The sequence below is a fragment of the Streptomyces sp. NPDC048606 genome (assembly GCF_040650855.1).
Lineage (GTDB): Bacteria > Actinomycetota > Actinomycetes > Streptomycetales > Streptomycetaceae > Streptomyces.
The window spans coordinates 59,789-81,668 of sequence record NZ_JBEZIB010000010.1; the positions used below are offsets into that span (position 1 = coordinate 59,789).

At 72.8% G+C, this 21,880-nt stretch carries 23 protein-coding genes; 11 read left to right on the plus strand and 12 right to left on the minus strand.

What is annotated here, in order from left to right; all coding sequences use genetic code 11:
- Positions 1–216: 216 nt before the first annotated feature.
- Genes bioD through bioB form a run of 3 tightly spaced genes read right to left on the minus strand, consistent with a single transcriptional unit; the run spans position 217 to position 3,548 of the window.
- The gene (bioD, locus tag AB0D01_RS13220) at positions 217–936 is read right to left on the minus strand and encodes a dethiobiotin synthase (protein ID WP_363055238.1); all 720 of its coding nucleotides are present in this window, start codon (positions 934–936) and stop codon (positions 217–219) included.
- Between the two features lies 1 nt (position 937).
- On the minus strand, positions 938–2,272 hold the full coding sequence (locus AB0D01_RS13225) for an adenosylmethionine--8-amino-7-oxononanoate transaminase (RefSeq protein ID WP_363055239.1): 1,335 nt from the start codon (positions 2,270–2,272) through the stop codon (positions 938–940).
- On the minus strand, positions 2,265–3,548 hold the full coding sequence (gene bioB / locus AB0D01_RS13230; RefSeq protein WP_363055240.1) for a biotin synthase BioB: 1,284 nt from the start codon (positions 3,546–3,548) through the stop codon (positions 2,265–2,267). Before bioB ends, AB0D01_RS13225 begins: the two co-directional genes overlap by 8 nt.
- 155 nt (positions 3,549–3,703) lie before the next feature.
- Between bioB and AB0D01_RS13235 the strand changes: the two genes are divergently transcribed.
- The gene (locus tag AB0D01_RS13235; protein WP_363055241.1) at positions 3,704–4,891 is read left to right on the plus strand and encodes an 8-amino-7-oxononanoate synthase; all 1,188 of its coding nucleotides are present in this window, start codon (positions 3,704–3,706) and stop codon (positions 4,889–4,891) included.
- Between the two features lie 41 nt (positions 4,892–4,932).
- Here the strand turns inward: AB0D01_RS13235 and AB0D01_RS13240 are convergent, their stop codons facing one another.
- Together AB0D01_RS13240 and AB0D01_RS13245 are read right to left on the minus strand one after the other, a co-directional pair.
- Positions 4,933–5,154: a DUF397 domain-containing protein gene (locus tag AB0D01_RS13240; protein ID WP_363055242.1), complete on the minus strand. Its 222-nt coding sequence runs from the start codon at positions 5,152–5,154 to the stop codon at positions 4,933–4,935.
- A 13-nt stretch (positions 5,155–5,167) separates the two neighbouring features.
- Positions 5,168–6,052, minus strand: a complete 885-nt coding sequence (locus tag AB0D01_RS13245) for a helix-turn-helix transcriptional regulator (RefSeq protein ID WP_363055243.1) — start codon at positions 6,050–6,052, stop codon at positions 5,168–5,170.
- A 197-nt stretch (positions 6,053–6,249) separates the two neighbouring features.
- Between AB0D01_RS13245 and AB0D01_RS13250 the strand changes: the two genes are divergently transcribed.
- From AB0D01_RS13250 to AB0D01_RS13285, 8 genes are all read left to right on the plus strand, one after another.
- On the plus strand, positions 6,250–6,705 hold the full coding sequence (locus AB0D01_RS13250) for an ATP-binding protein (protein WP_363055244.1): 456 nt from the start codon (positions 6,250–6,252) through the stop codon (positions 6,703–6,705).
- Positions 6,706–7,074: 369 nt separating this feature from the next.
- Positions 7,075–7,377: an urease subunit gamma gene (locus AB0D01_RS13255; protein WP_042802987.1), complete on the plus strand. Its 303-nt coding sequence runs from the start codon at positions 7,075–7,077 to the stop codon at positions 7,375–7,377.
- A 14-nt stretch (positions 7,378–7,391) separates the two neighbouring features.
- Positions 7,392–7,703 carry an urease subunit beta gene (locus AB0D01_RS13260; RefSeq protein WP_363055245.1) on the plus strand — a complete coding sequence of 104 codons (312 nt, stop codon included), beginning with the start codon at positions 7,392–7,394 and terminating at the stop codon, positions 7,701–7,703.
- Positions 7,696–9,417, plus strand: coding sequence for an urease subunit alpha (locus tag AB0D01_RS13265; protein ID WP_363055246.1), 1,722 nt, complete (start codon positions 7,696–7,698; stop codon positions 9,415–9,417). The genes AB0D01_RS13260 and AB0D01_RS13265 overlap by 8 nt, the downstream gene beginning before the upstream one ends.
- Positions 9,418–9,472: 55 nt before the next feature.
- Positions 9,473–10,147 carry an urease accessory UreF family protein gene (locus tag AB0D01_RS13270; protein ID WP_363055247.1) on the plus strand — a complete coding sequence of 225 codons (675 nt, stop codon included), beginning with the start codon at positions 9,473–9,475 and terminating at the stop codon, positions 10,145–10,147.
- A gap of 39 nt (positions 10,148–10,186) precedes the next feature.
- Positions 10,187–10,876 carry an urease accessory protein UreG gene (gene ureG / locus AB0D01_RS13275; RefSeq protein WP_363055248.1) on the plus strand — a complete coding sequence of 230 codons (690 nt, stop codon included), beginning with the start codon at positions 10,187–10,189 and terminating at the stop codon, positions 10,874–10,876.
- Entirely contained in the window at positions 10,873–11,661 is a 789-nt protein-coding gene (locus tag AB0D01_RS13280; RefSeq protein WP_363055249.1) for an urease accessory protein UreD, read from the plus strand. Before ureG ends, AB0D01_RS13280 begins: the two co-directional genes overlap by 4 nt.
- A 252-nt stretch (positions 11,662–11,913) precedes the next feature.
- Positions 11,914–13,578 carry an alpha/beta hydrolase gene (locus AB0D01_RS13285; protein WP_363055250.1) on the plus strand — a complete coding sequence of 555 codons (1,665 nt, stop codon included), beginning with the start codon at positions 11,914–11,916 and terminating at the stop codon, positions 13,576–13,578.
- Positions 13,579–13,610: 32 nt separating this feature from the next.
- On the opposite strand, the gene AB0D01_RS13290 is transcribed toward AB0D01_RS13285, so the two are convergent.
- The 6 genes from AB0D01_RS13290 to AB0D01_RS13315 all read right to left on the minus strand — a co-directional run bounded on the left by AB0D01_RS13290 (position 13,611) and on the right by AB0D01_RS13315 (position 19,026).
- Positions 13,611–14,324 carry a lysophospholipid acyltransferase family protein gene (locus AB0D01_RS13290; protein ID WP_363055251.1) on the minus strand — a complete coding sequence of 238 codons (714 nt, stop codon included), beginning with the start codon at positions 14,322–14,324 and terminating at the stop codon, positions 13,611–13,613.
- A 188-nt stretch (positions 14,325–14,512) separates the two neighbouring features.
- A complete protein-coding gene (locus AB0D01_RS13295) occupies positions 14,513–14,671 on the minus strand; it encodes a hypothetical protein (protein WP_363055252.1) in 159 nt (52 codons plus the stop codon).
- A 32-nt stretch (positions 14,672–14,703) separates the two neighbouring features.
- Complete coding sequence (locus AB0D01_RS13300) at positions 14,704–15,660, minus strand: cytochrome c oxidase assembly protein (protein WP_363055253.1); 957 nt, start codon at positions 15,658–15,660, stop codon at positions 14,704–14,706.
- 97 nt (positions 15,661–15,757) lie between these two features.
- Complete coding sequence (locus tag AB0D01_RS13305) at positions 15,758–16,783, minus strand: 6-phosphofructokinase (protein ID WP_363055254.1); 1,026 nt, start codon at positions 16,781–16,783, stop codon at positions 15,758–15,760.
- 245 nt (positions 16,784–17,028) lie between these two features.
- On the minus strand, positions 17,029–17,757 hold the full coding sequence (locus AB0D01_RS13310) for a glutamine amidotransferase (protein WP_363055255.1): 729 nt from the start codon (positions 17,755–17,757) through the stop codon (positions 17,029–17,031).
- Positions 17,758–17,787: 30 nt separating this feature from the next.
- On the minus strand, positions 17,788–19,026 hold the full coding sequence (locus AB0D01_RS13315) for a MurT ligase domain-containing protein (RefSeq protein ID WP_363055256.1): 1,239 nt from the start codon (positions 19,024–19,026) through the stop codon (positions 17,788–17,790).
- Positions 19,027–19,149: 123 nt separating this feature from the next.
- Between AB0D01_RS13315 and def the strand changes: the two genes are divergently transcribed.
- Entirely contained in the window at positions 19,150–19,704 is a 555-nt protein-coding gene (def, locus tag AB0D01_RS13320) for a peptide deformylase (protein ID WP_363055257.1), read from the plus strand.
- Between the two features lie 102 nt (positions 19,705–19,806).
- On the opposite strand, the gene AB0D01_RS13325 is transcribed toward def, so the two are convergent.
- Positions 19,807–20,451 (minus strand): TetR family transcriptional regulator, encoded by a 645-nt coding sequence (locus AB0D01_RS13325; RefSeq protein WP_363055258.1) that lies wholly within the window; start codon positions 20,449–20,451, stop codon positions 19,807–19,809.
- Between the two features lie 179 nt (positions 20,452–20,630).
- Between AB0D01_RS13325 and AB0D01_RS13330 the strand changes: the two genes are divergently transcribed.
- On the plus strand, positions 20,631–21,860 hold the full coding sequence (locus tag AB0D01_RS13330; RefSeq protein WP_363055259.1) for an acyl-CoA dehydrogenase family protein: 1,230 nt from the start codon (positions 20,631–20,633) through the stop codon (positions 21,858–21,860).
- Positions 21,861–21,880: the final 20 nt, after the last annotated feature.

Genomic DNA, 21,880 nt, shown 5'->3' on the forward strand with positions numbered 1-21,880 from the left:
AACCGGACCGCGCGGAATCCGGCCGGCCGCGCGGGGCCCGGCCGCCCCTGCGCGGCGGATCCCGGCGGGGCGCACCGGCTCGGGGCGGCGCCCGGACGGCGGCACCACGCGGGCCCGCCGGACCCGCCGGGCCCGTGCCCGCCGGCGCACCCCCGCCGCGCCCACCCGACGCGACCCGGCGCTCGGCACGGGTGCGCAGGGGGCCGCGGCGGTCGGTCAGGCGGGCCAGGCGCGCAGGAAGGACTGCGCCGACCAGGTTCCGTCCAGGGCGGGGGCGAGCCAGCTCGCCGCCGCCGCGCGGAAGGCCTCCGGGGCCAGGGCCGCCGCGCCCTGCGGGACGGCTCCCAGCAGCGGCGTGCCCGACACCTCGGGGAGGTCCGCGAGGTTGCACCGGGAGGCCAGGTCGGGATCCGCGGGCCAGCTGCCGACGACCAGCCCGAGCGGGGTCAGGTCACGGGCGCGCAGGGCCTCCGCCGTCAGCGCGGCGGAGTTCAGGGTGCCCAGCCCGGCGGGGGCCACCACCAGCACCGGAGCCGCCATGAGCCGCGCCGCGTCGGCCAGGGTGTTGCCGGCCTCGTCGAAGCGGACGAGCAGCCCGCCCGCGCCCTCCACCAGCACCAGATCGTGCGTGGCGTCGAGCCGGGCCGCCTCCTCGGCGATCCGGGCGGGGGCGAGCGTCGCCAACCCGGAACGCCGCGCGGCGGTGTCCGGGGCCAGCGGTTCGGGGTAGCGGACCAGCTCGACGCCGGTCACGGACGTGCCGGCGAGGCGGACGACCTCGGCGACGTCCCCGGGCTCGTCCGGGCCCAGGCCCGTCTGCGCGGGCTTGAGCACCGCCACAGACCGGCCGGCGGCCAGGGCGGCGGCGGCGATCGCGGAGGTGACGACGGTCTTGCCGATCTCGGTGCCCGTACCGGACACGACGACGACGGACATCTCAACCCTCCTGGGCCGCGGCGACCACCGCACGGCAGATACGGGCCACGTCGGCGTCCGACGTGACGAACGGCGGCATCGTGTAGATCAGGTCGCGGAACGGGCGCACCCACACGCCCTCCCGCACCGCCGCCCGGGTCGCCTCCCACACGTCGACCGGACGGTCGAGCTGGACGACGCCGAGCGCGCCGAGCACGCGGACGTCGCGGACCCCGGGGACCGAGGAGGCCGCCGCGAGCCCCTCGCGCAGGCCCGCCTCGATCCGCTTGACCTCGCCCGCCCAGTCCTGGCCGAGCAGCAGGTCGATGGAGGCCAGCGCCACCGCCGTGGCGAGCGGGTTGCCCATGAACGTCGGCCCGTGCGCGAGCACCGGCACCTCGCCCCGCGAGATCCCGTCGGCCACCCGCTCCGTGCACAGGGTCGCGGCCAGCGTCAGGTACCCGCCGGTCACGGCCTTGCCCAGGCACAGCACGTCCGGGGTGATCCCCGCGTGGTCGGCGGCGAACAGCGCGCCGGTCCTTCCGAAGCCGGTGGCGATCTCGTCGAGGATCAGCAGGACCCCGTACTCGTCGCACAGTTCGCGCAGCACCCGCAGGTAGCCCGGGTTGTGGAAGCGCATCCCGCCCGCGCCCTGGACGACCGGCTCCACGATGACCGCGGCCAGTTCGGCGGCGTGCGCCGAGACCAGCGCGCGCAGGTGGTCGACGTACGCCGGGTCGACGGGGGCGTCGAAGCCGTCCGGCGGGGCGTCCGCGAAGACCTGCCGGGGCAGGTGGCCCTGCCACAGGTCGTGCATGCCGCCGTCGGGGTCGCAGACGGCCATCGGCTGCCAGGTGTCGCCGTGGTAGCCGCCGCGCCAGGTCATCAGCCGGGTCTTGCCCGAGTGACCCAGGGAACGCCAGTACTGCAGGGCCATCTTGACGGCGACCTCGACGGACACCGACCCCGAGTCGCACAGGAAGACGTGCTCCAGCCCGACCGGGGTGATCTCGACGAGCCTGGCCGCCAGCCGGACGGCGGGCTCGTGCGTGAGCCCGCCGAACATCACGTGCGACATCCGGCCGAGCTGCGCGGTCGCGGCCTCGTTCAACACGGGGTGGTTGTAGCCGTGGATGGCCGACCACCAGGAGGACATGCCGTCGATCAGTTCGTCCCGGCCCTGGGCGGGCGCGGCGAGCCGCAGCCGCACGCCCGAGGCGGAGGAGACCACGAGGTTCTCCTGCCGCCCGGGCATCGGGCCGTAGGGGTGCCAGACGTGCCGCCGGTCCAGGTCGATCAGACCGGCGGTGTCCGAGGCCCCGTCGAGCGGGTCGTGCAGGGGGAACAGGTCACGCATTCGGGGCGACGTCCGTTCCCGCGCCGCGGCGGCGTACGGCCACCAGTTCGGAACGCACCTCGCCGGCCGGGGCCTGGGCGGGAGCCGCGGCCCCGTCGGCGGCCGGGGTCCGCTCCGCGACCGGGGTCCGCTCCGCGGCCGGCGCCTCGCCGTGCCCGGAGCAACCGCCGCAGGCGGAACCGCAACCCCCGGCCGAAGCGCCGGCGGCGGAGCCCGCGGAGGAGCCGCACATGCCGCCCCCGTGCGAGGCGGCGGCCGCGGCCGCGATGTCGGCGCGGTGCGCGGGCAGGGTCGTCGTACCGGCGCCCTCCACCTCGAAACCGGCGTCCGCGATCATGTCGAGGTCGGCCTGGCCGGCCTGGCCCTCGCTGGTGAGGTAGTCACCGAGGAAGATCGAGTTCGCGATGTTCAGCGCGAGGGGCTGCATCGAGCGCAGGTGCACCTCGCGGCCGCCCGCGATCCGGACCTCCACGTCGGGGCAGACGAAGCGGACCATCGCGAGGATGCGCAGGCAGCGCTGCGGGGTGAGGTTCCACTCCTTGGCGAGGGGGGTGCCCTCGAAGGGGATCAGGAAGTTGACCGGCACCGAGTCCGAGTCGAGCTCGCGCAGCGAGTAGACGACGTCGACCAGGTCCTCGTCGCTCTCGCCCATGCCGGCGATCAGGCCGGAGCAGGCCGACAGACCGGCGGCGTGCGCCTTCTGTACCGTATCGACCCGGTCCGCGTAGGTGTGCGTCTTGGTGATCTGACCGTACGTCGCCTCGGACGTGTTCAGGTTGTGGTTGTAGGCATCCGCACCCGCGTCGCGCAGTTTCTCGGCCTGACCGTCGGAGAGCAGACCCAGGCAGGCGCAGACCTCGATGCCCTCGTTCTGCTCCTTGATGGCCGCGATCGTCTTGCCGACGCGGTCCACGTCCCGGTCCGTCGGACCGCGTCCGCTCGCCACGAGGCAGACCCGCTTGGCGCCGCCGGCGACGCCGGCGGCGGCGGCCTGGGAGGCCTCCTCCGGCTTCAGCCACGTGTACTTGAGGATCTCGGCCTTCGACCCCAGGCGCTGGGAGCAGTACGAGCAGTCCTCGGGGCAGAGCCCCGACTTGAGGTTGACCAGGTAGTTCAGCTTGACGCGGCGCCCGAACCACTGGCGGCGCACCTTGCCGGCCGCGGCCACCACGTCGAGCAGTTCGTCGTCAGAGGTCGCGAGTACGGCGAGTGCCTCTTCACGGGTCGGCAGCTCGCGCCGCAGTCCCTTTTCCACCAGGGTGTTCAGCAGGTCCATGGGCCCGATCCTGGACCACGCGACCACTCCCGGCCAAGGAGAGATCGGACAACATGGCCTGAAGGGAGTGTGTGGATCGCCACATCCGCCCCGCGAGTCCCGGCGGCTAGGGTCGAGCAGATCTGTCGACTGCCGACAAAACGCGAGGACCGCCGATGACCCAGCACACTCCGGACCCCGAGGACGTCTTCGCCTGGATCGACGGCGCGGAGCGGGCCCGTGAACAGGCAGGACTGGTACGCGCCCTGCGCCCGCGCCCCGCGCACTCGCCGCTCCTGGACCTGGCGAGCAACGACTACCTGGGCCTGACGCGGCATCCGCTGACCGTGCGCGGAGCCCGCGAGGCGGCGGAGCGGTGGGGGGCCGGGGCCACTGGATCCCGCCTGGTCACAGGGACGACCGAGCTTCATGCCGAGCTCGAGCGGGAGCTCGCGGCCTTCGCCGGATTCGAGGCGGCGCTCGTCCTGTCCTCCGGCTACGCGGCCAACCTCGCCGCCGTCACCGCGCTCGGCGACCGCGACACGCTGGTGGTCTCCGACGCGGGCAACCACGCCTCCATCGTCGACGGCTGCCGGCTCTCGCGCGCGGAGGTCGCCGTCACCCCGCACAGCGACCCGGAGACGGCGCGCAAGACCCTCGCCGCCCACGAGGGCAGGTCCCTGCTGGTCACCGACTCGGTGTTCTCCGTCGACGGCGACGCCGCCCCGCTCGCCGCCTACGCCGACGCCTGCCGCGCCGAGGGGGCCGCCCTGGTCGTGGACGACGCCCACGGCCTCGGGGTGCTGGGGGAGGGCGGCCGGGGCGCGCTGTACGCGGCCGGACTCGCGGGGGCCCCGGGGGTGGTCGCGACGATGACCCTGTCCAAGTCGCTCGGCAGCCAGGGCGGCGCGGTGCTCGGGCCCGCCAAGGTGATCCGGCACCTGATCAACACCGCCCGGACCTTCATCTTCGACACCGGCCTGGCGCCCGCCGCCGCCGGGGCGGCGCTGGCGAGCCTGCGGCTGCTGCGCGCGGAGCCGCAGCGCGCCGACCGGGTCCGGGAGGTGGCCGTCGAACTGTACGACCGGCTCACCGCCGCCGGCCTGACCGCGGCACGGCCGGACGCGGCCGTGGTGTCGGTCCGGGCCCCGTCGGCGTCGGCGGCACTGCGCTGGGCCGCCGACTGCCGCGAGGCGGGACTGTCCGTGGGCTGCTTCCGTCCGCCGTCGGTGCCGGACGGCATCTCCCGGCTGCGGCTGACCGCCCGTGCCGATCTCACGGGGGACGAGATCGTCAGGGCGGTCGGGACGGTCCTGCGGACCGCGCCGGCCGGAGCCACGCGGATGCGGGACGCCACGGCGTGAGGATCCGAGGGCGCCGCCCCGCGCGGACGTGACGGTTCACGTCACGCGGGCAGGTCCGCCCGTACGGAGGCGAGGAAGCCGTCCCAGGCCGGCCCGGTGAAGAGCACGGCCGGGCCGTCCGTCCGCTTGGAGTCGCGGACGGCGAGCAGTCCGCCGGAGAGGACGGCCGCTTCCACACAGTTGTTCATTCCGGTACTGCGGCTGCTGCGCCGCCACCGCGCGCTGCTTGGAAGTCCGCCGGTGGATAAGGGGGTTGCGGACACGGGGGGTGCCTCCTTACGTGTCGTCAGCGAGTTTGCTGATGAGGTCCGACGAGTCACGGGGCGGGAGGGCGTGCGCCTGGATGGTGCGGAACGCGGCGCTGTACGCCTCAAGGTCTTCCTTCCGCTCCAGATAGAGGCTACTCGTCAAATGGTCGAGTACCACCACATCCAGATCGGCGATGTTCGGAAATGAGAAGATAACGAACGGTCCTGTCAGGCCGAGATGACCCCCCACGGTGAACGGCAGCACCTGGAGCCGCACTTGCGGCAACCGCGCCACCTCCACCAGGCGTCGCAGCTGCTCACGCATCACCTCCGGCCCGCCGATCTGCCGGCGCAGCACCGCCTCGTCGAGCACGGCGCTCAACTCCAGCGGCGGATCGGCCCGCAGCACCGACTGCCGTGCCAGGCGTACGTCGACCAGCGCGTCCACCTTCGGCTCCGGCAGCCCGCCCAGCGCCGCCCGGGTCACCGCCCGCGCGTAGTCCGGGGTCTGCAACAGCCCCGGGACCACCGAGAGTTCCACCGTCCGGGCCGCCCGGGCCCCCGCCTCCAGGCTGATGAAGTCGCGGTACTCCTGCGGGAGCAGCCCCCGGTAGTCGTGCCACCACTGCCGCCCCCGCGCCGCGTCGCCGTTCGCGCCCGGACCCGCCGCCGAGGCCCCGAGCGCCTCCAACAGCGCGCGCTGCTGGGGGCCGACGACGTCCCCGTAGGCGTCGAGCAGCAGCCGGATGTCCTCCGATTTCACGCCACTGCGCCCGGTCTCGATGCGGCTGACTTTCGACTGGTGCCACCCGACGATCCGGGCGACCTCACCACTGGTGAGTCCCGAACGGTCGCGCAGGGCGCGCAGTTCCTCGCCGAGCTTGCGTCGACGTACGGCGGGACCGTGCTGCATACCCGCTCTCCTTCCACCGGCACAGCTCGCACCAGTCTGCCGTCCAAATACGCTCTTCCGTAGCAGAGTTCACCGCATTGAGCGACAGATATATGCATATCTTGGGGGATCGGCGGAAACGGCGGCACGATGGGTGGCACTCTGGCGCTCAGCGTAGGTCCGGGGCGGCTCCGTCCCGGTGGGAAAGGGACGTCGCCATGGCAGATCAGCAGGAAGCATCCGTCACCCTCCCCAGCGACCCGGTCTCGGTCGCCGCCGCCCGCCGGTACGTCGCCCGGGTCCTGGGCGAATGGGGAATGCCCGACGACACCGAAGCCGCCGACGCCGTCCGCCTCATCGTCTCGGAACTCGCCACCAACTCCGTCCAGCACACCTTCGGCCAGTCGCCCACCTTCACCGTGGACCTCCGCCTCGAACGCGAGGAATGGCTGCGCATCGGCGTCACCGACAGTCATCCGCGTCGGCCCCAACGCCTGCCCGCCGCCGTCCAGCAGGACAACGGCCGGGGGATGGTCATCATCCGCTGGCTGGCGGCCGAGGCCGGTGGCCGGCTGTCCGTCACCCCCACCGAGGACGGCGGCAAGACCGTGTGGATCGCCCTGCCCTGGCGTCCCGTCGACGCGCGCACCGCCAGTACCGCGACGGGCCGCTGACCCCGGCGAAGGGCCGCCGACCCCGGCGACGGACGACTGACCCCGGCGAAGGGCCGCCGACCCCGCCCGCCCGCGTTCGCGTCGTATACGGCGAACGGCCGGGTGCCGTCGCGCGGTCGAAGCGTGCGCCCGCCCGAAACGTGGGTTAACCCAGCCGAAAACTGCCGACCCTAGCGTGGGACCCGAAGCGCCTTCACCCAACGGTCGCCCATGGGACGGCAAAGCGACGGCGATCGTGTCGGAAAGCCTCTCCCTGCCGTTGGGCAAGACATGCTTGGCCCGGATATGCCCTGGTCAACAGAGTGTTGAAGACGGTTACCTTCGCTGCGGCGCGACGCAGATCCACGTCCCGGAAGCTTGGTGATACAGGTGCAACTGACACCCCATGAGCAAGAGAGACTCCTGATCCACGTCGCGGCCGACGTGGCCGAGAGGCGCAGGGCGCGCGGGGTCCGGCTCAACCACCCGGAAGCCGTCGCCCTGATCACCTCGCACCTCCTCGAAGGGGCCCGCGACGGGCGGACCGTGGCCGAGCTGATGGCCTCGGGCCGTACGGTGCTCACCCGGGCGGAGGTCATGGAGGGCATCCCCGAGATGATCCACGACGTCCAGGTGGAGGCGACCTTCCCCGACGGCACCAAGCTCGTCACCGTCCACGACCCGATCGTCTGAAGGGCCACACCACCGTGATCCCCGGCGAGATCGCCTACGGGGACGGCCCGGTGCGCCTCAACGAAGGCCGCCCCGTCACCCGCCTGACCGTCCTCAACGCCGCCGACCGGCCCGTCCAGGTCGGCTCCCACTACCACTTCGCCGAGGCCAACCCCGGCCTCGACTTCGACCGTCGGGCCGCCCGGGGGTTGCGCCTGAACATCGCCGCCGGGACCGCCGTCCGCTTCGAGCCGGGCATCCCCGTCGCCGTGGAGCTCGTACCCCTGGCCGGCCTGCGCCGCGTGCCGGGACTGCGCGGGGAGACCGGAGGGCCGCTCGATGGCTGAGATCACGCGCCGGGCCTACGCCGACCTCTTCGGCCCGACGGCCGGGGACCGCATCCGCCTCGCCGACACCGACCTCTTCGTCGAGATCGAACGCGACCTCAGCGGCGGCCCCGGAAACGCCGGGGACGAGGCGGTCTTCGGCGGCGGCAAGGTCATCCGCGAGTCCATGGGCCAGGCCCGCACCACCCGCGCCGAGGGCGCCCCCGACACGGTGATCACCGGTGCGGTGATCCTGGACCACTGGGGCGTCGTCAAGGCCGACATCGGCATCCGCGACGGCCGCATCTGCGGCATCGGCAAGGCCGGGAACCCCGACACGATGGACGGGGTGGACCCGACGCTCGTCATCGGACCCGAAACCGAGATCATCGCGGGCAACGGGAAGATCGTCACCGCCGGAGCCGTCGACACCCACGTCCACTTCATCTCGCCGACCGTGATCGACGAGGCCCTCGCCTCCGGCATCACCACCCTCGTCGGCGGCGGCACCGGGCCCGCCGAGGGGACCAAGGCCACCACCGTCACCCCCGGACCCTGGCACCTTGCCCGGATGTTCGCCGCCCTGGACGCCAGCCCCGTCAACATCGGCCTCCTCGGCAAGGGCAACACCATGTCCCGCGAGGCCATGCACTCCCAACTGCGCGGCGGCGCCCTCGGATTCAAGATCCACGAGGACTGGGGGGCCACCCCCGCCGTCATCGACGCCTGCCTGAGCGTCGCCGACGAGACCGGAGCCCAGGTCGCCATCCACACCGACACCCTCAACGAGGCCGGCTTCGTGGGCGACACCCTCGCGGCCATCGCCGGGCGGACCATCCACTCGTACCACACCGAGGGCGCGGGCGGCGGGCACGCCCCCGACATCATCACCGTGGTGTCCGAGCCGCACATACTGCCCAGCTCGACCAACCCCACCCGGCCCCACACCCTCAACACCGTCGAGGAACACCTCGACATGCTGATGGTCTGCCACCACCTCAACCCGGCCGTCCCCGAGGACCTCGCCTTCGCGGAGTCCCGGATCCGCCCCTCGACCATCGCCGCCGAGGACGTCCTGCACGACCTGGGGGCGATCTCCATCATCTCCTCCGACGCCCAGGCCATGGGCCGCGTCGGCGAGGTCGTGCTGCGCACCTGGCAGACCGCCCACGTGATGAAGAAGCGGCGCGGGTTCCTGCCCGGCGACGGCCCCGCCGACAACCACCGGGCCCGCCGCTACGTCGCCAAGTACACGATCAACCCCGCCGTCGCCCAGGGCCTGGCCCGGGAGATCGGCTCCGTCGAGACGGGCAAGCTCGCCGACCTCGTCCTGTGGAACCCGGCCTTCTTCGGGGTCAAACCCGAACTGGTCGTCAAGGGCGGCCAGATCGCCCTCGCGCAGATGGGGGACGCCAACGCCTCCATCCCCACCCCCCAGCCGGTCCTGCCCCGACCGATGTTCGGCGCCCGGGGCTCCGCGCCCACCCTCAACTCGCTCAACTTCACCGCGCAGGCGGCGCTCGACGACGGCCTCCCCGACCGACTCGGTCTCGGCAAGCGGTTCGTCGCCATCGAGAACACCCGCAAGGTCAGCAAGTCCGACATGCGGGGCAACGACGCCATGCCCCGGGTGGAGGTAGACGCCGACACCTTCACCGTCACCATCGACGGGGAGCCGGTGGAGGGCGCCCCCGCGGTGGAACTGCCCATGGCCCAGAGATACTTCCTCTTCTGATGGGCCCGGTGATCCGTACGCGCCCGGCCCCCGGCGTTCCCTCGGGCGGGCCTTGATGAGCCTCGCCACCCTCCTCGTCCTCGCGGACGGCCGCTTCCCCGCCGGCGGGCACGCCCACTCCGGCGGGGCGGAGGCCGCCTGCAAGGCGGGCCGGATCCACGACGCCGCGACCCTGGGGGATTTCTGCCGGGGCCGGCTCCACACCGCCGGACTCACCGCCGCGGCCCTCGCCGCGGCCGCCGCCCTCGGCCTCGACCCCGCGGAGCTCGACGACGCCGCCGACGCCCGCACCCCCTCGCCCGCGCTGCGCGCCGCCGCGCGCAGGCTCGGACGCCAGCTCCTGAGGGCCGCCCGGGCCGTCTGGCCCGCCGCCGAACTGGACGCCCTGGCGGCTGCGTTCCCGCGCGGGGCGCACCAGCCCGTGGTGCTCGGCGTCACCGCCCGGGCGGCCGGGCTCGGGCCGCTCGACGCCGCGCACGTGGCGGCGTACGAGAGCGTCAGCGGCCCGACCTCGGCGACCGTACGGCTCCTCGGCCTCGACCCCTTCGAGGCCGGCGCGGTCCTGGCGGGCCTCGCCCCCGAGCTGGACGCGGTGGCCGCGCGGGCCGCCGAGGCCGCCGCGCGGGCCCGCACCGAGGGGACGCGGGCCCTGCCCGCCGCCTCCTCGCCCCTGCTGGAGATCGCCGCCCAGGTCCATGCCGACTGGCCGGTCCGGCTCTTCGCCTCCTGACCCCATCCGCCCCTGCCCGGTCCCTTCGAAGGAGACCCCATGCACCTCGACCACGGCGTCACCTACCCCCACCGGCACACGTACGCCGCCGAGCCCGTCCGCGCCGACGGCAGCCGGCGCGCCCTGCGCGTGGGTCTCGGCGGGCCCGTCGGATCCGGCAAGACGGCCACCGTCGCGGCCCTGTGCCGCGCCCTGCGCGCGGAGTTGTCCATGGCCGTCGTCACCAACGACATCTACACCCGCGAGGACGCCGAGTTCCTGCTCCGCGAAGCCGTCCTGCCGCCCGAGCGGATCAGCGCCGTCGAGACCGGGGCCTGCCCGCACACCGCCATCCGCGACGACATCTCCGCCAACCTGGAGGCCGTCGAGGAACTGGAGGAACGCGTCGGCCCCCTGGACCTCATCCTCGTCGAGTCCGGCGGCGACAACCTGACCGCCACCTTCTCCCGGGGCCTGGTCGACGCCCAGATCTTCGTCATCGACGTGGCCGGCGGCGACGACATCCCCCGCAAGGGCGGCCCCGGCGTCACCACCGCCGACCTCCTCGTCGTCAACAAGACCGACCTCGCCCCCCACGTCGGCTCCGACCTCGAACGGATGGCCCGCGACGCCGCCGAGCAGCGCGGCGACCTGCCCGTCGCCTTCCAGTCGCTGCGCGGCGCCGAGGGCGTGGCCCCCGTCGCCGCGTGGGTGCGCGAACGGATCGCCGCCTGGACGGTCGTACGGTGACCAGCGCGCCCCCCGCCCCCCGCGCCCCGGCCGGCGGCCTGCGCGCCACCGCCCGCGTCCGGGCCGTCTCCGACGGGCGCGGCGGCACCTCGCTGCCCCTGCTGGCCGGGGAGGGGCCGCTCGCGCTGCGCCGCACCCGGGGCGAGGAGGGCGCGGCCCACGTCACGCTGGTCGGGGCGATGAGCGCCCCCCTCGGCGGCGACCACCTCACGATCGAGGCCGAGGCGGGGCCCGGCGCGCGCCTCGCCCTGGGCTCGGCGGCGGCCACCCTGGCCCTGCCGGGCCGCGGCGGCGAGCCGGCGCGCTACGACGTACGACTGACCCTGGCCGGGGACGCCGAGGTGCGCTGGCTGCCCGAACCGCTGGTCTCCGTCCGGGGCAGCGACCTGCGGGTCCGCACCCGGGTCGACGTGGCGCCCACCGCCCGGCTGCTGCTGCGCGAGGAGCAGGTGCTCGGCCGTACGGGCGAGGCCCCCGGCCTGCTGTGGAGCCGACTCACCGTCACCCGGGGCGGACGGCCGCTGCTGGACCAGGAACTGGCCTGCGGCCCCGGAGCCCCGGGAGGGTGGGACGGGCCGGCCGGACTCGCCGGGCACCGCGCGCTGGGCCAGCTCCTCGTCGTGGACCCGCGCTTCGAGGCGGAGCCGCCGGAGGCCGCCGTACTGGGGGAGTTCGCGGCGCTCACCCCGCTGGCCGGGCCCGCGGCCCTGGTCACGGCGCTCGCCCCGGACGCGTTGCGGCTGCGGGAGCTGCTGGACGGGGCGGCACGCGCGTACGGCCTCTGACACGGCACCTCTGACACGGCACCGGTGACACCGCATCGGATGACGGGGCGTCGGGCGGGGCGCCGCCGCAGGGCGCGCGGGGCGGGCACCGCTCAGCGGTACACGTGTTTCCGGTTATCGGGTTGGCAAAGAACTGGACCGCGCTCTGTTGTCCGGTGCAGGTCAGCCGCGAGGATCGCCCTTGCACGCCGACGACCGGAGCAGACCGAAGCGGTCCGCACACGGCGGCACCTGAACCAGGGGGATCAACACGTGATACGCACCGCGGCGCTGGGGAGCGCCGCCACACTCGTCACCGGCGCGCTGGCCGCCGGCCTGCTGCTGGCGTCGCCCGCCGCGGCCGCGCCGACCGGCCGGGACAACGGGACCGCCGAGGCCATCGGCGTCCAGATCGCCGCCGCGCGCGCCGCGCGCACCGGCATCGACTGGAAGGACTGTCCCGCCGACTGGGGCTTCGCGAAGCCGGTCCAGTGCGGCTGGGTGAAGGTCCCGCTCGACTACGCCAAGCCCTTCGGCAAGACCATCGACCTCGCCGTCGACCGCGCCGTCAGCACGGGCACCAAGGAGGAGCGCCAGGGCGCCCTCATCTACAACCCGGGCGGCCCGGGTGGTTCCGGCATGCGCTTCCCGCTGCGGATCACCAACAAGAGCCCGCTGTGGGTCAACACCTCCAAGGCGTACGACTTCGTGGGCTTCGACCCCCGCGGCGTCGGCCACTCCGCGCCGATCTCCTGCATCGACCCGCAGGAGTTCGTCAAGGCCCCCAAGGCCGACCCGGTCCCGTCCAACGAGGCCGACAAGCGCGCCCAGCGCAAGCTCGCCGCCGAGTACGCGGACGGCTGCAAGGAGCGCAGCGGCGAGATGCTGCCGCACATGACCACGCCGAACACCGCGCGCGACCTGGACGTCATCCGCGCCGCCCTCGGCGAGCAGAAGCTGAACTTCCTCGGCGTGTCCTACGGCACCTACCTGGGCGGGGTCTACGCGACCCTCTTCCCGACCCACGTGCGCCGCATGATCGTCGACAGCGTGGTCAACCCGGACCAGGACAAGATCTGGTACCAGGCCAACCTCGACCAGGACGTCGCCTTCCAGATGCGCTGGAACGACTGGCAGGACTGGGTCGCGAAGAACGACGCCTCCTTCCACCTCGGCGACACCCGCGCCAAGGTCGAGGCCAAGTGGCAGCAGCTGCGCGCCCAGGCCAAGGCCAACCCGCTCGGCGGCGTCGCCGGTCCGGCCGAGCTGATCTCCTTCTTCCAGGGCGCCCCGTACTACGACTCCTCGTGGGTCCCGGTCGCCAAGGCCTTCAGCGCCTGGGCCGCGGGTGACGAGAAGCCGCTGATCGACGCCGTCGCCCCGGACATGTCCGACCTCGCGGGCAACGCGACCTCGGAGAACGGCAACGCCGTCTACACCGCCGTCGAGTGCGCCGACGCCAAGTGGCCCACCAGCTGGTCCAGGTGGGACCGTGACAACAGCAGGCTGCACCAGAAGTACCCGTTCCTGACCTGGTCGAACGCCTGGATGAACCTGCCCTGCGCGACGTGGAAGTCGAAGCAGAGCACCCCGATCGAGGTCGGTGCCAAGCGCGGCCTGGCGCCCGTGCTCATCGTCCAGTCCGAGCGTGACGCCGCCACCCCGTACGAGGGCGCCGTCGAGCTGCACCGGCGACTGGCGGGCTCGCGCCTGATCACCGAGCAGAACGCCGGCTCGCACGGCGTGACCAGCCTGGTGAACCCCTGCATCAACACCCGGGTGGACGCCTACCTGCTCACCGGCAAGGTCGACGCGCAGGACGTCAAGTGCGGCCCGCACGCCACCCCGGTCGCGCCGGCCCCGGCCGCCGCCAAGTCGCTCGCCCAGGCCCCGTCCGCCGCTCTCCCGGCGCACGAGGAGCTGCCGGTCGTCCGCTAGGACCCCCGGCGGGGTGAGGTGAGGGAGAAGGCTCAGCGCGACAGGCGCCGGGCCTTCTTCCGCTTCCTCTCCTCCTCCTCGGCCTTCACCTCGGCCGCGTACCGGTCGACGTACTCCTGACCGGACAGGCCCAGGATCGCGTACATGATCTCGTCGGTGACGGCCCGCAGCACGGCCCGCTCGCGCTCCATCCCGGCGTAGCGGGAGAAGTCCAGCGGCTCACCGAAGCGGATCGTCACGCGCCGGATCTTCGGGAGCTTCTGCCCGGGCGGCTGGATCTCGAAGGTGCCGACCATCGCGCAGGGGATCACCGGTACGCCGGCTCCCAGGGCCATCGCGGCGACGCCGACCTTGCCCTTGTACAGCCGGCCGTCGTGCGAGCGGGTGCCCTCGGGGTAGATGCCCAGCAGCTCGCCCTTGGCCAGCACGCCCAGCCCCTCCCGCAGCGCGGCCTGCCCGGCGTCCTTGCCGGAGCGGTCCACGGGGATCTGCCCGGCGCTGCGGAAGAACGTGGCGGTGAGCCGTCCCTTGACCCCGGGGCCGGTGAAGTACTCGGCCTTCGCGAGGAAGGTGATCCGGCGCCGCAGGATCGCGGGCATCAGGAAGTGGTCCGAGAACGACAGGTGGTTGCCCGCGACGATCGCGGCACCCTCCGCCGGGATGTTCTCGAGCCCCTCGATCCGCGGCCGGAACAGCAGCCGCAACAGCGGACCGAGCAGCACGTGCTTGAGCAAGTGGTAGAACACCAGGCCGCTCCCGTCGATGCCCTAGGTTACGGCCATCTTACGGACGGTCAGGCGGACGGCGGCAGGTGCGTGCGATCACGCGTCTGCGCTCACACTTACGGGGCCCACACGTACGGGGCCCACACGTACGGGGCCACGCGTACGGGACCACACGCACGAGGCCGCGCGGTGGGCCCGGGTGGGTGCGGTCAGGTGGTGCGGGAGGCGGCCAGGCCGGCGGTCAGCAGCCCCAGCACGATCCACCCGAACCACAGCCAACCGTTGCTGCCGAGGGCCACGGAGTACGTGGACACGGCCACCAGGGCGGCGAAGGTCGTCACGGCCATCGCCTTCACGGATCCGGTCATGCTCCATGGTGACGCGCGCGACGCCTCCCGCGCTACCGGCCGCGCCCTTGCAGCGAGGCGAGATACGCGTTGTACGCCTCCAGCTCCTGATCGCCGTTGCGCTCGGCGGCCCGGTCCGCCCGCTTCGCGGCCCGCTGCTCGGAGTGGTACCACTGGTACATCAGGGCGATCAGCACGAGGACCGAGGGGATCTCGCTGAACGCCCAGGCGATGCCGCCGCCCCACTGCTGGTCGAGCAGGGGATCGATGCCGAGGGAGGCCGGCGGGTTCGCGTACGTCTTGATCATCGGCTCGCTCGCCATCATCAGCGCGATGCCGAAGAAGGCGTGGAAGGGCATGCCCGCGAACAACTCCAGCATCCGCATCACGTAGCCGGGGCGGTGAGGGCCCGGGTCCACGCCCATGATCGGCCAGAAGAAGATCACGCCGACCGCGAGGAAGTGGAGCATCATCGCGATGTGGCCGGTCCGGCTCTCCATCAGGAAGTCGAAGAGCGGGGTGAAGTACAGCGCGTACAGGCTGGCGATGAACATCGGGATCGTGAAGGCCGGGTGCGTGATGATCCGCATGTACCGGCTGTGCAGCAGCGCCAGCAGCAGCTCGCGCGGACCCTTGCGGCCGCGTCCGGCCGGCGGCAGCGCGCGCAGGGCCAGCGTCATCGGCGCCCCGAGCAGCAGCAGGATCGGTGTGATCATGCTGATCACCATGTGCTGGACCATGTGCACGCTGAACATGACCATGCCGTAGTCGTTCAGCTTGGTGCACATCACCAGGATCACCGTCAGCACGCCGATGGTGAAGGCCGTGGTCCGACCCGCCGACCAGGAGTCCCCGCGACGGCGCAGCCTCAGCACGCCCCACCCGTAGAGGGCGAGCGCCAGCAGCGACCCGAAGAGGAAGAAGGCGTCGAAGGAGAACTCCAGACCACGCCCGAGGGTGAACGGCGGCAGGTCCATGGGCATGTCCATGCCGTGCCCGCTGTGATCCATCTGTTGACTCCCTTGACTGTGGCGCTCCACCACAGTAGTGCCGCCCCCGGACGTGATCGCGTCCGGGGGCGGTCAGGGCGTCAGAACGGGGCAAACATCACAGCACCGTCTGGGCCTCGGCGTACCGGTCGCCCGGCACCGTCTTGAGCGTCGAGGTGGCCTCGGCCAGCGGGACCATGACGATGTCGGTGCCGCGCAGGGCCGTCAGCATCCCGAATTCGCCCCGGTGCGCGGCCTCCACCGCGTGCCAGCCGAAGCGCGTCGCCAGGACCCGGTCGTAGGCGGTCGGCGTGCCGCCGCGCTGCACGTGGCCCAGGATCACGGGGCGGGCCTCCTTGCCGAGCCGCGCCTCCAGCTCGACGGCGAGGCGGTTGCCGATGCCGGCGAAGCGCTCGTGGCCGTACATGTCCGTACCGCCCTCCTCGAAGGCCATCGAGCCCTCGGCCGGCTTCGCGCCCTCCGCGACGACGACGATCGCGAACCGCTTGCCCGCCGAGAACCGCTCGCCGACGATCCTCGTCAGCTCGTCGATGTCGAAGGGGCGCTCGGGCACCACGATCGCGTGCGCGCCGGCCGCCATGCCCGAGTGCAGCGCGATCCAGCCGGTGTGGCGGCCCATGACCTCCACGACCATGACGCGCTGGTGGGACTCGGCGGTGGTCTTCAGCCGGTCCAGGGCCTCGGTGGCGACGCCCACGGCCGTGTCGAAGCCGAAGGTCACGTCGGTCGAGGCGATGTCGTTGTCGATGGTCTTCGGGACGCCGACGATCGGCAGACCGGCCTGCGACAGCAGGTTGGCGGCCTTGAGGGTGCCCTCGCCGCCGATCGGGATGATCGCGTCCAGACCCAGGTCGGCGACGTGCCCGCGGGCCCGCTCCACCCCGTCGCGCAGGTGCGCGGGCTGGACCCGGGAGGAGCCGAGGATCGTGCCGCCGAGGGCCAGGATGCCACCGACGGCGTCCAGGTCGAGCTTGCGGTAGTCGCCCTCCAGCAGGCCGCGCCAGCCGTCGCGGAAACCGATCACCTCGTCGCCGTGGTCGACGACGGCGCGGTGTACGACGGAACGGATGACGGCATTGAGGCCGGGGCAGTCGCCGCCGGAAGTGAGCACACCAATGCGCATGGCAGGAAGAACCTTTGCAACGTGGGCCGACGACCGGACCACGTCGTCCGGTTGGAACTACCCGTCACCCTACAAGCGGATCCCCACTGGACTGAACCATCCTCCACATGCTGGTCGGGCCAATCGTGCGAAGACACGTGTATACGAGAACGGCCCGGACCCCCACGAAGGGGATCCGGGCCGAACACCGCACGTCGACGGGGCGACGGGCGGGCGAAGCACGGGCGTCGGGAGGACCCGGGCCGCTACGCGGGCTCGGTGGCCGCGGCGATGCGCTCGGCGCGCAGGGCCTCGTACCAGCGGTCGTCTATGGCCGGCAGCGCGTTCACGTCGAGGGCCAGCTTCAGCAGCAGGTCCGCGATCAGCGGGTTGCGGGCCATGACGGGGCCGTGCATGTACGTGCCGAACACGGTGTCGTTGTACGCGCCCTCGGTGCCGTCGCCGGTGCCGTTGCCCCGACCCAGGCGGGTGCGGGCGAACGGGCGGGCCGTCGGGCCCAGGTGCGTGACGCCCTGGTGGTTCTCGAAGCCCGTCAGCGGCGGCAGGTTCAGGCGCGGGTCGATGTCGGCCAGCACGTCGCCGACGCACCGCTCGCCCTCGCCGCGCACCGTCACGACGTCCAGCAGGCCCAGCCCCTCCTGGCGCTGGCCCATGTCGTTGACGAACTCCTTGCCGAGGATCTGGTACCCGGCGCACACGGAGAAGACGATCGCCCCGTTGGAGACGGCGCGCTCCAGGCCGCCGTCGCGCAGCAGGCGCTCCGCCGCCAGGCGCTGCGGGCGGTCCTCACCGCCCCCGATCAGGTAGATGTCACCCGAGGTGGGGATGGGCTGGTCGCTGCGCACGTCCACGCGCTGCACGTCCAGGCCGCGCTGGCGCGCCCGGCGCTCCACCACGAGGGCGTTGCCCTGGTCTCCGTACGTGCTGAGCAGGTCGGGGTAGACCCACACCAGACGCAGGCTGTTGTCGCTCATGCTCTTGTCCTCTGCGGTTCTGACGGGGCTCTAGTTGCCGACGCGGCGGCGCACGTCCTGGAAGGCGGTGTAGTTGGCGATCAGCTCGATCTGACCGGGCGGCGCCAGCTGCACGGCCTCGTCGAGCGTCTCGCAGACCCGGAAGTCCAGCCCCGCGACCTCCAGGCGGACCGCGAGGTCCAGCTTGCGGTCGCCGATCACGAAGATCGGGTGGCCGGCCAGACGCGGGTAGTCCACGTCCCACAGCCAGGAGGTGTCGGTACCGTCGGCGCCGCGGGCGTTGACCGAGAGGATCACCGGCGCGGGCGGCGGGTCGATCAGCGAAAACGTTTCGAGCCAGCCGGCCGGGTTCTTCGCGAGCAGCAGGCGCAGCTCACGGCCCATGAAGTTGACCACGTCGTAGCGGCCGGCGACGGCCTGGACCTGGTACATGCGCTCCAGCGCGACCTGCGGCGGGACGCCGAACACGGCGGCGACGGCGGCCGAGGTGGCGGCGTTCGCCTTGTTGGCGCGGCCCGGGAGCTGGAGGTGGATCGGCCAGGCGCTGCCGTGCGGGTCCAGCACGTGGTCGCCGGAGAGCACCCAGCTCGGGGTGGGGCGCCGGAAACCGCACTCGGCGCAGAACCAGTCGTCGCCGGGGCGCTGCATGACGCCACCGCAGGAGGGGCACGACCAGGCGTCGTCCTTCCACTCCTGGCCGGCGGCGACCCACACGACGTTCTGCGACGAGGACGCCGACCACACGATCAGCGGGTCGTCGCAGTTCGCGACGACGACGGCCTTGGAGCCCTGGAGCCCCTCCCGCCACTTCTCCGCGAGCATGCGGGTCTCCGCCGCGCGGTCCAGCTGGTCGCGGGAGAGGTTCAGCAGGGCGATCACCTTGGGGGTGACGTCCCGGGCCACCCCGGCCAGGTACTTCTCGTCGACTTCGATGACGCCGTACTTGGCGTCCGATCCGCCGGCCAGGGCGGAGGTGATGCCCGCCGGCATGTTCGCGCCCAGCGCGTTCGAGACGACCGGACCGCTGGCCCGCAGGGCCTCGGCGATCAGTCGGGTCGTCGTGGTCTTGCCGTTCGTCGCGGAGACGAGGACGACATCGAGATGCTGCGCCAGCGCGCCGAGAAGATCGGGGTCCAGCCTGAGTGCGACCTTGCCACCGATCACCGATCCGCTTCCGCGTCCCGCGGCCCGCGACACCGCCGCCGCGGCCTTGCCCGCCGTCACGGCCAGCTTGGCCCGCGGCGAAAGCGGCTCCGTGTTGCCTGCCATCGTCCCTTGTCCTCCTAGCGTCGGTCGGCCCCAGCCTATCCAGTGCCGGCGCGGGCCTTGACCGCGGCGCCCCCAGGTCGCCGCGGATCTCCTCATATATTCGCCCGTCGTACCCTTACGGCCATGCGACAGCGCCCCATCCCCGGTACCACCGGACTCGTCCGCACCATGAGCCTGCTGGGTGATCCGGTGCTCCATTCGCCCTGCGCCGAGGTCACCGACTTCGGCCCCGAACTCGGCCGCCTCGTCGAGGACATGTTCGCGACGATGTACGCCGCCCAGGGCGTCGGCCTCGCCGCGAACCAGATCGGGGTCGGGCAACGGGTCTTCGTCTACGACTGCCCCGACGACGAGGACGTCCGCCACCTGGGTCACGTCGTCAACCCGCGGCTGGTGACGGCCGACGGCGACGAGTTCCTCGGTCCGGAGGGCTGTCTTTCGCTGCCCGGCCTGGAGGCGGGCACCGCCCGCTTCGACCGTGCGGTCGTCGAGGGGTTCACCTCCGACGGCGCCCCGGTGCGGATCGAGGGCACCGGGTTCTTCGCCCGCTGCCTCCAGCACGAGTGCGACCACCTCGACGGCACGGTCTACGCGGACCGGGTCACCGGGCTGCGGGCCCGCCGACTGCGCCGGGCGATCCGCAGGACGCCGTGGGGCGCCCGGGCGGCGCGCGACTGAACGGGCGGGGGCGCGGGGCGGGAGGCGCGGCCGAGCGGCCCGACCGGCGCCCGTTCGACGACAGGACCCGGCGCCCCGAGGGCCGTGGGGTCGCGGCGGCGGTCAGAAGCCGGGGCCGCCCTCGCGGTTGCCCGCGGTGGCCAGGCGGCCCCACAGCAGGTCGGTGAGGCCGGCCACCAGTTCGGCGCGCCCGCAGGGGCGCTCGGCCAGCCACCAGTCGCCGGCCGCGTGCATCATGCCGACGATGCCGTGGCCCCAGATGCGGGCCAGTCGGTCCCCGTCCGGCCCGAGGTCGACGCGCTCGCCGACCACCTTCGCGAGCTCCTCGCCGAGGCGGCGCAGCAGCGGGACGGAGTGCACGCCGACGTCGAACCCCCGCTCGGAGCTGTGGGAGTCCTCGGCCGGGTGCATCAGGAAGCGGTACACCTGCGGGCGGGCCTCGATGGCGGCGAGGTAGGTGTCGAGCGTCGACTCGACGCGGCTGCGGCGTTCGGCGGGCGCGTCGAGGGCGGCCCGCAGCGAGTCGAGCAGGGCGTCGGTGTGGCGTGCGGCGAGGGCCTGGTAGAGGCCCGCCTTGTCCCCGAAGTGGCGGTAGAGGATCGGCTTGGTGATGCCGGCCTCCGCCGCGATGGCGTTCATGGAGGCCTTGGGGCCGTCCCTCAGGACGACGCGGTCGGCGGCCTCCAGCAGCTCCCGGCGGCGGCCTTCGGCCGCACCTGACTCGCCGGACTGCCGGTTGGTCTGCATGACGTTTTCTTCTCCCCGCCCTTGCGATGTGCGTGACGCCCACGCAACGTAACACCCCGTGCACCCCTACCGGCGAACCGGCGGTGCTTGACAGTGCTTACCGGCCGGTAACAGACTGTGGCCGTCATCTGGGTTACCGGCAGTAACTCTGCCGGCGGTACGTGAGCGCTGGAGGGGTCGTGGCGGAGTTCACCATGGAGCTGAACGAGGACCAGAAGCAGGTGCGGGACTGGATCCACGGCTTCGCCGCCGATGTGATCAGGCCCGCCGCCGCCGAATGGGACGAGCGGGAGGAAACCCCGTGGCCCGTCATCCAGGAGGCCGCGAAGGTCGGCATCTACTCCCTCGACTTCTACGCCCAGCAGTTCTTCGACCCCACCGGCCTCGGCATCCCGATGGCCATGGAGGAGCTGTTCTGGGGCGACGCCGGCATCGCCCTGTCGATCGTCGGCACCGGACTCGCCGCCATCGGGGTCGTCGCGAACGGCACCGAGGAGCAGATCGGCACCTGGATCCCGCAGATGTACGGCACCCCGGACGACGTCAAGGTCGCCGCCTTCTGCTCCTCCGAGCCGGACGCCGGCTCCGACGTGGGCGCCATGCGCACCCGGGCCGTCTACGACGGGGCCAAGGACGAGTGGGTGCTGAACGGCACCAAGACCTGGGCGACCAACGGCGGCATCGCCAACGTCCACATCGTCGTCGCCGTCGTCGACCCGGAGCTCGGCACCAAGGGCCACGCCTCCTTCATCGTCCCGCCCGGCACCCCCGGACTCTCGCAGGGGCAGAAGTTCAAGAAGCACGGCATCCGCGCCTCGCACACGGCGGAGGTGGTGCTGGAGGACGTGCGCGTCCCCGGATCCTGCCTGCTGGGCGGCAAGGAAAAGCTCGACGAGCGGCTCGCGCGGGCCCGCGAGCGGGCCGCGGCCGGGGGCGGCGAGCGGGTGAAGAACGCCGCGATGGCCACCTTCGAGGCCTCGCGCCCGGCCGTCGGGGCGATGGCCGTCGGCACCGCGCGCGCGGCCTACGAGGTCGCCCTCGACTACGCGAAGACCCGCACCCAGTTCGGCCGTCCGATCATCGACAACCAGGGCGTCGCCTTCCAGCTCGCCGACATGCGCACGCAGATCGACGCGGCGCGGCTGCTGGTGTGGCGGGCGTCCTGGATGGCCATCGCCGGCAAGCCCTTCACCTCGGCGGAGGGCTCGATGTCGAAGCTGTTCGCGAGCGAGGTGGCCAAGAAGGTCACCGCCCAGGCGGTGCAGATCCTCGGCGGCAACGGGTTCACCCGGGAGTACCCGGTGGAGCGGATGCACCGGGACGCCGCCATCTACACGATCTTCGAAGGCACCAGCGAGATCCAGCGCCTGGTGATCGCGCGGACCCTGTCGGGAATGCCGATCCGCTAGGCGGGGCCGGGGCGGGCGGC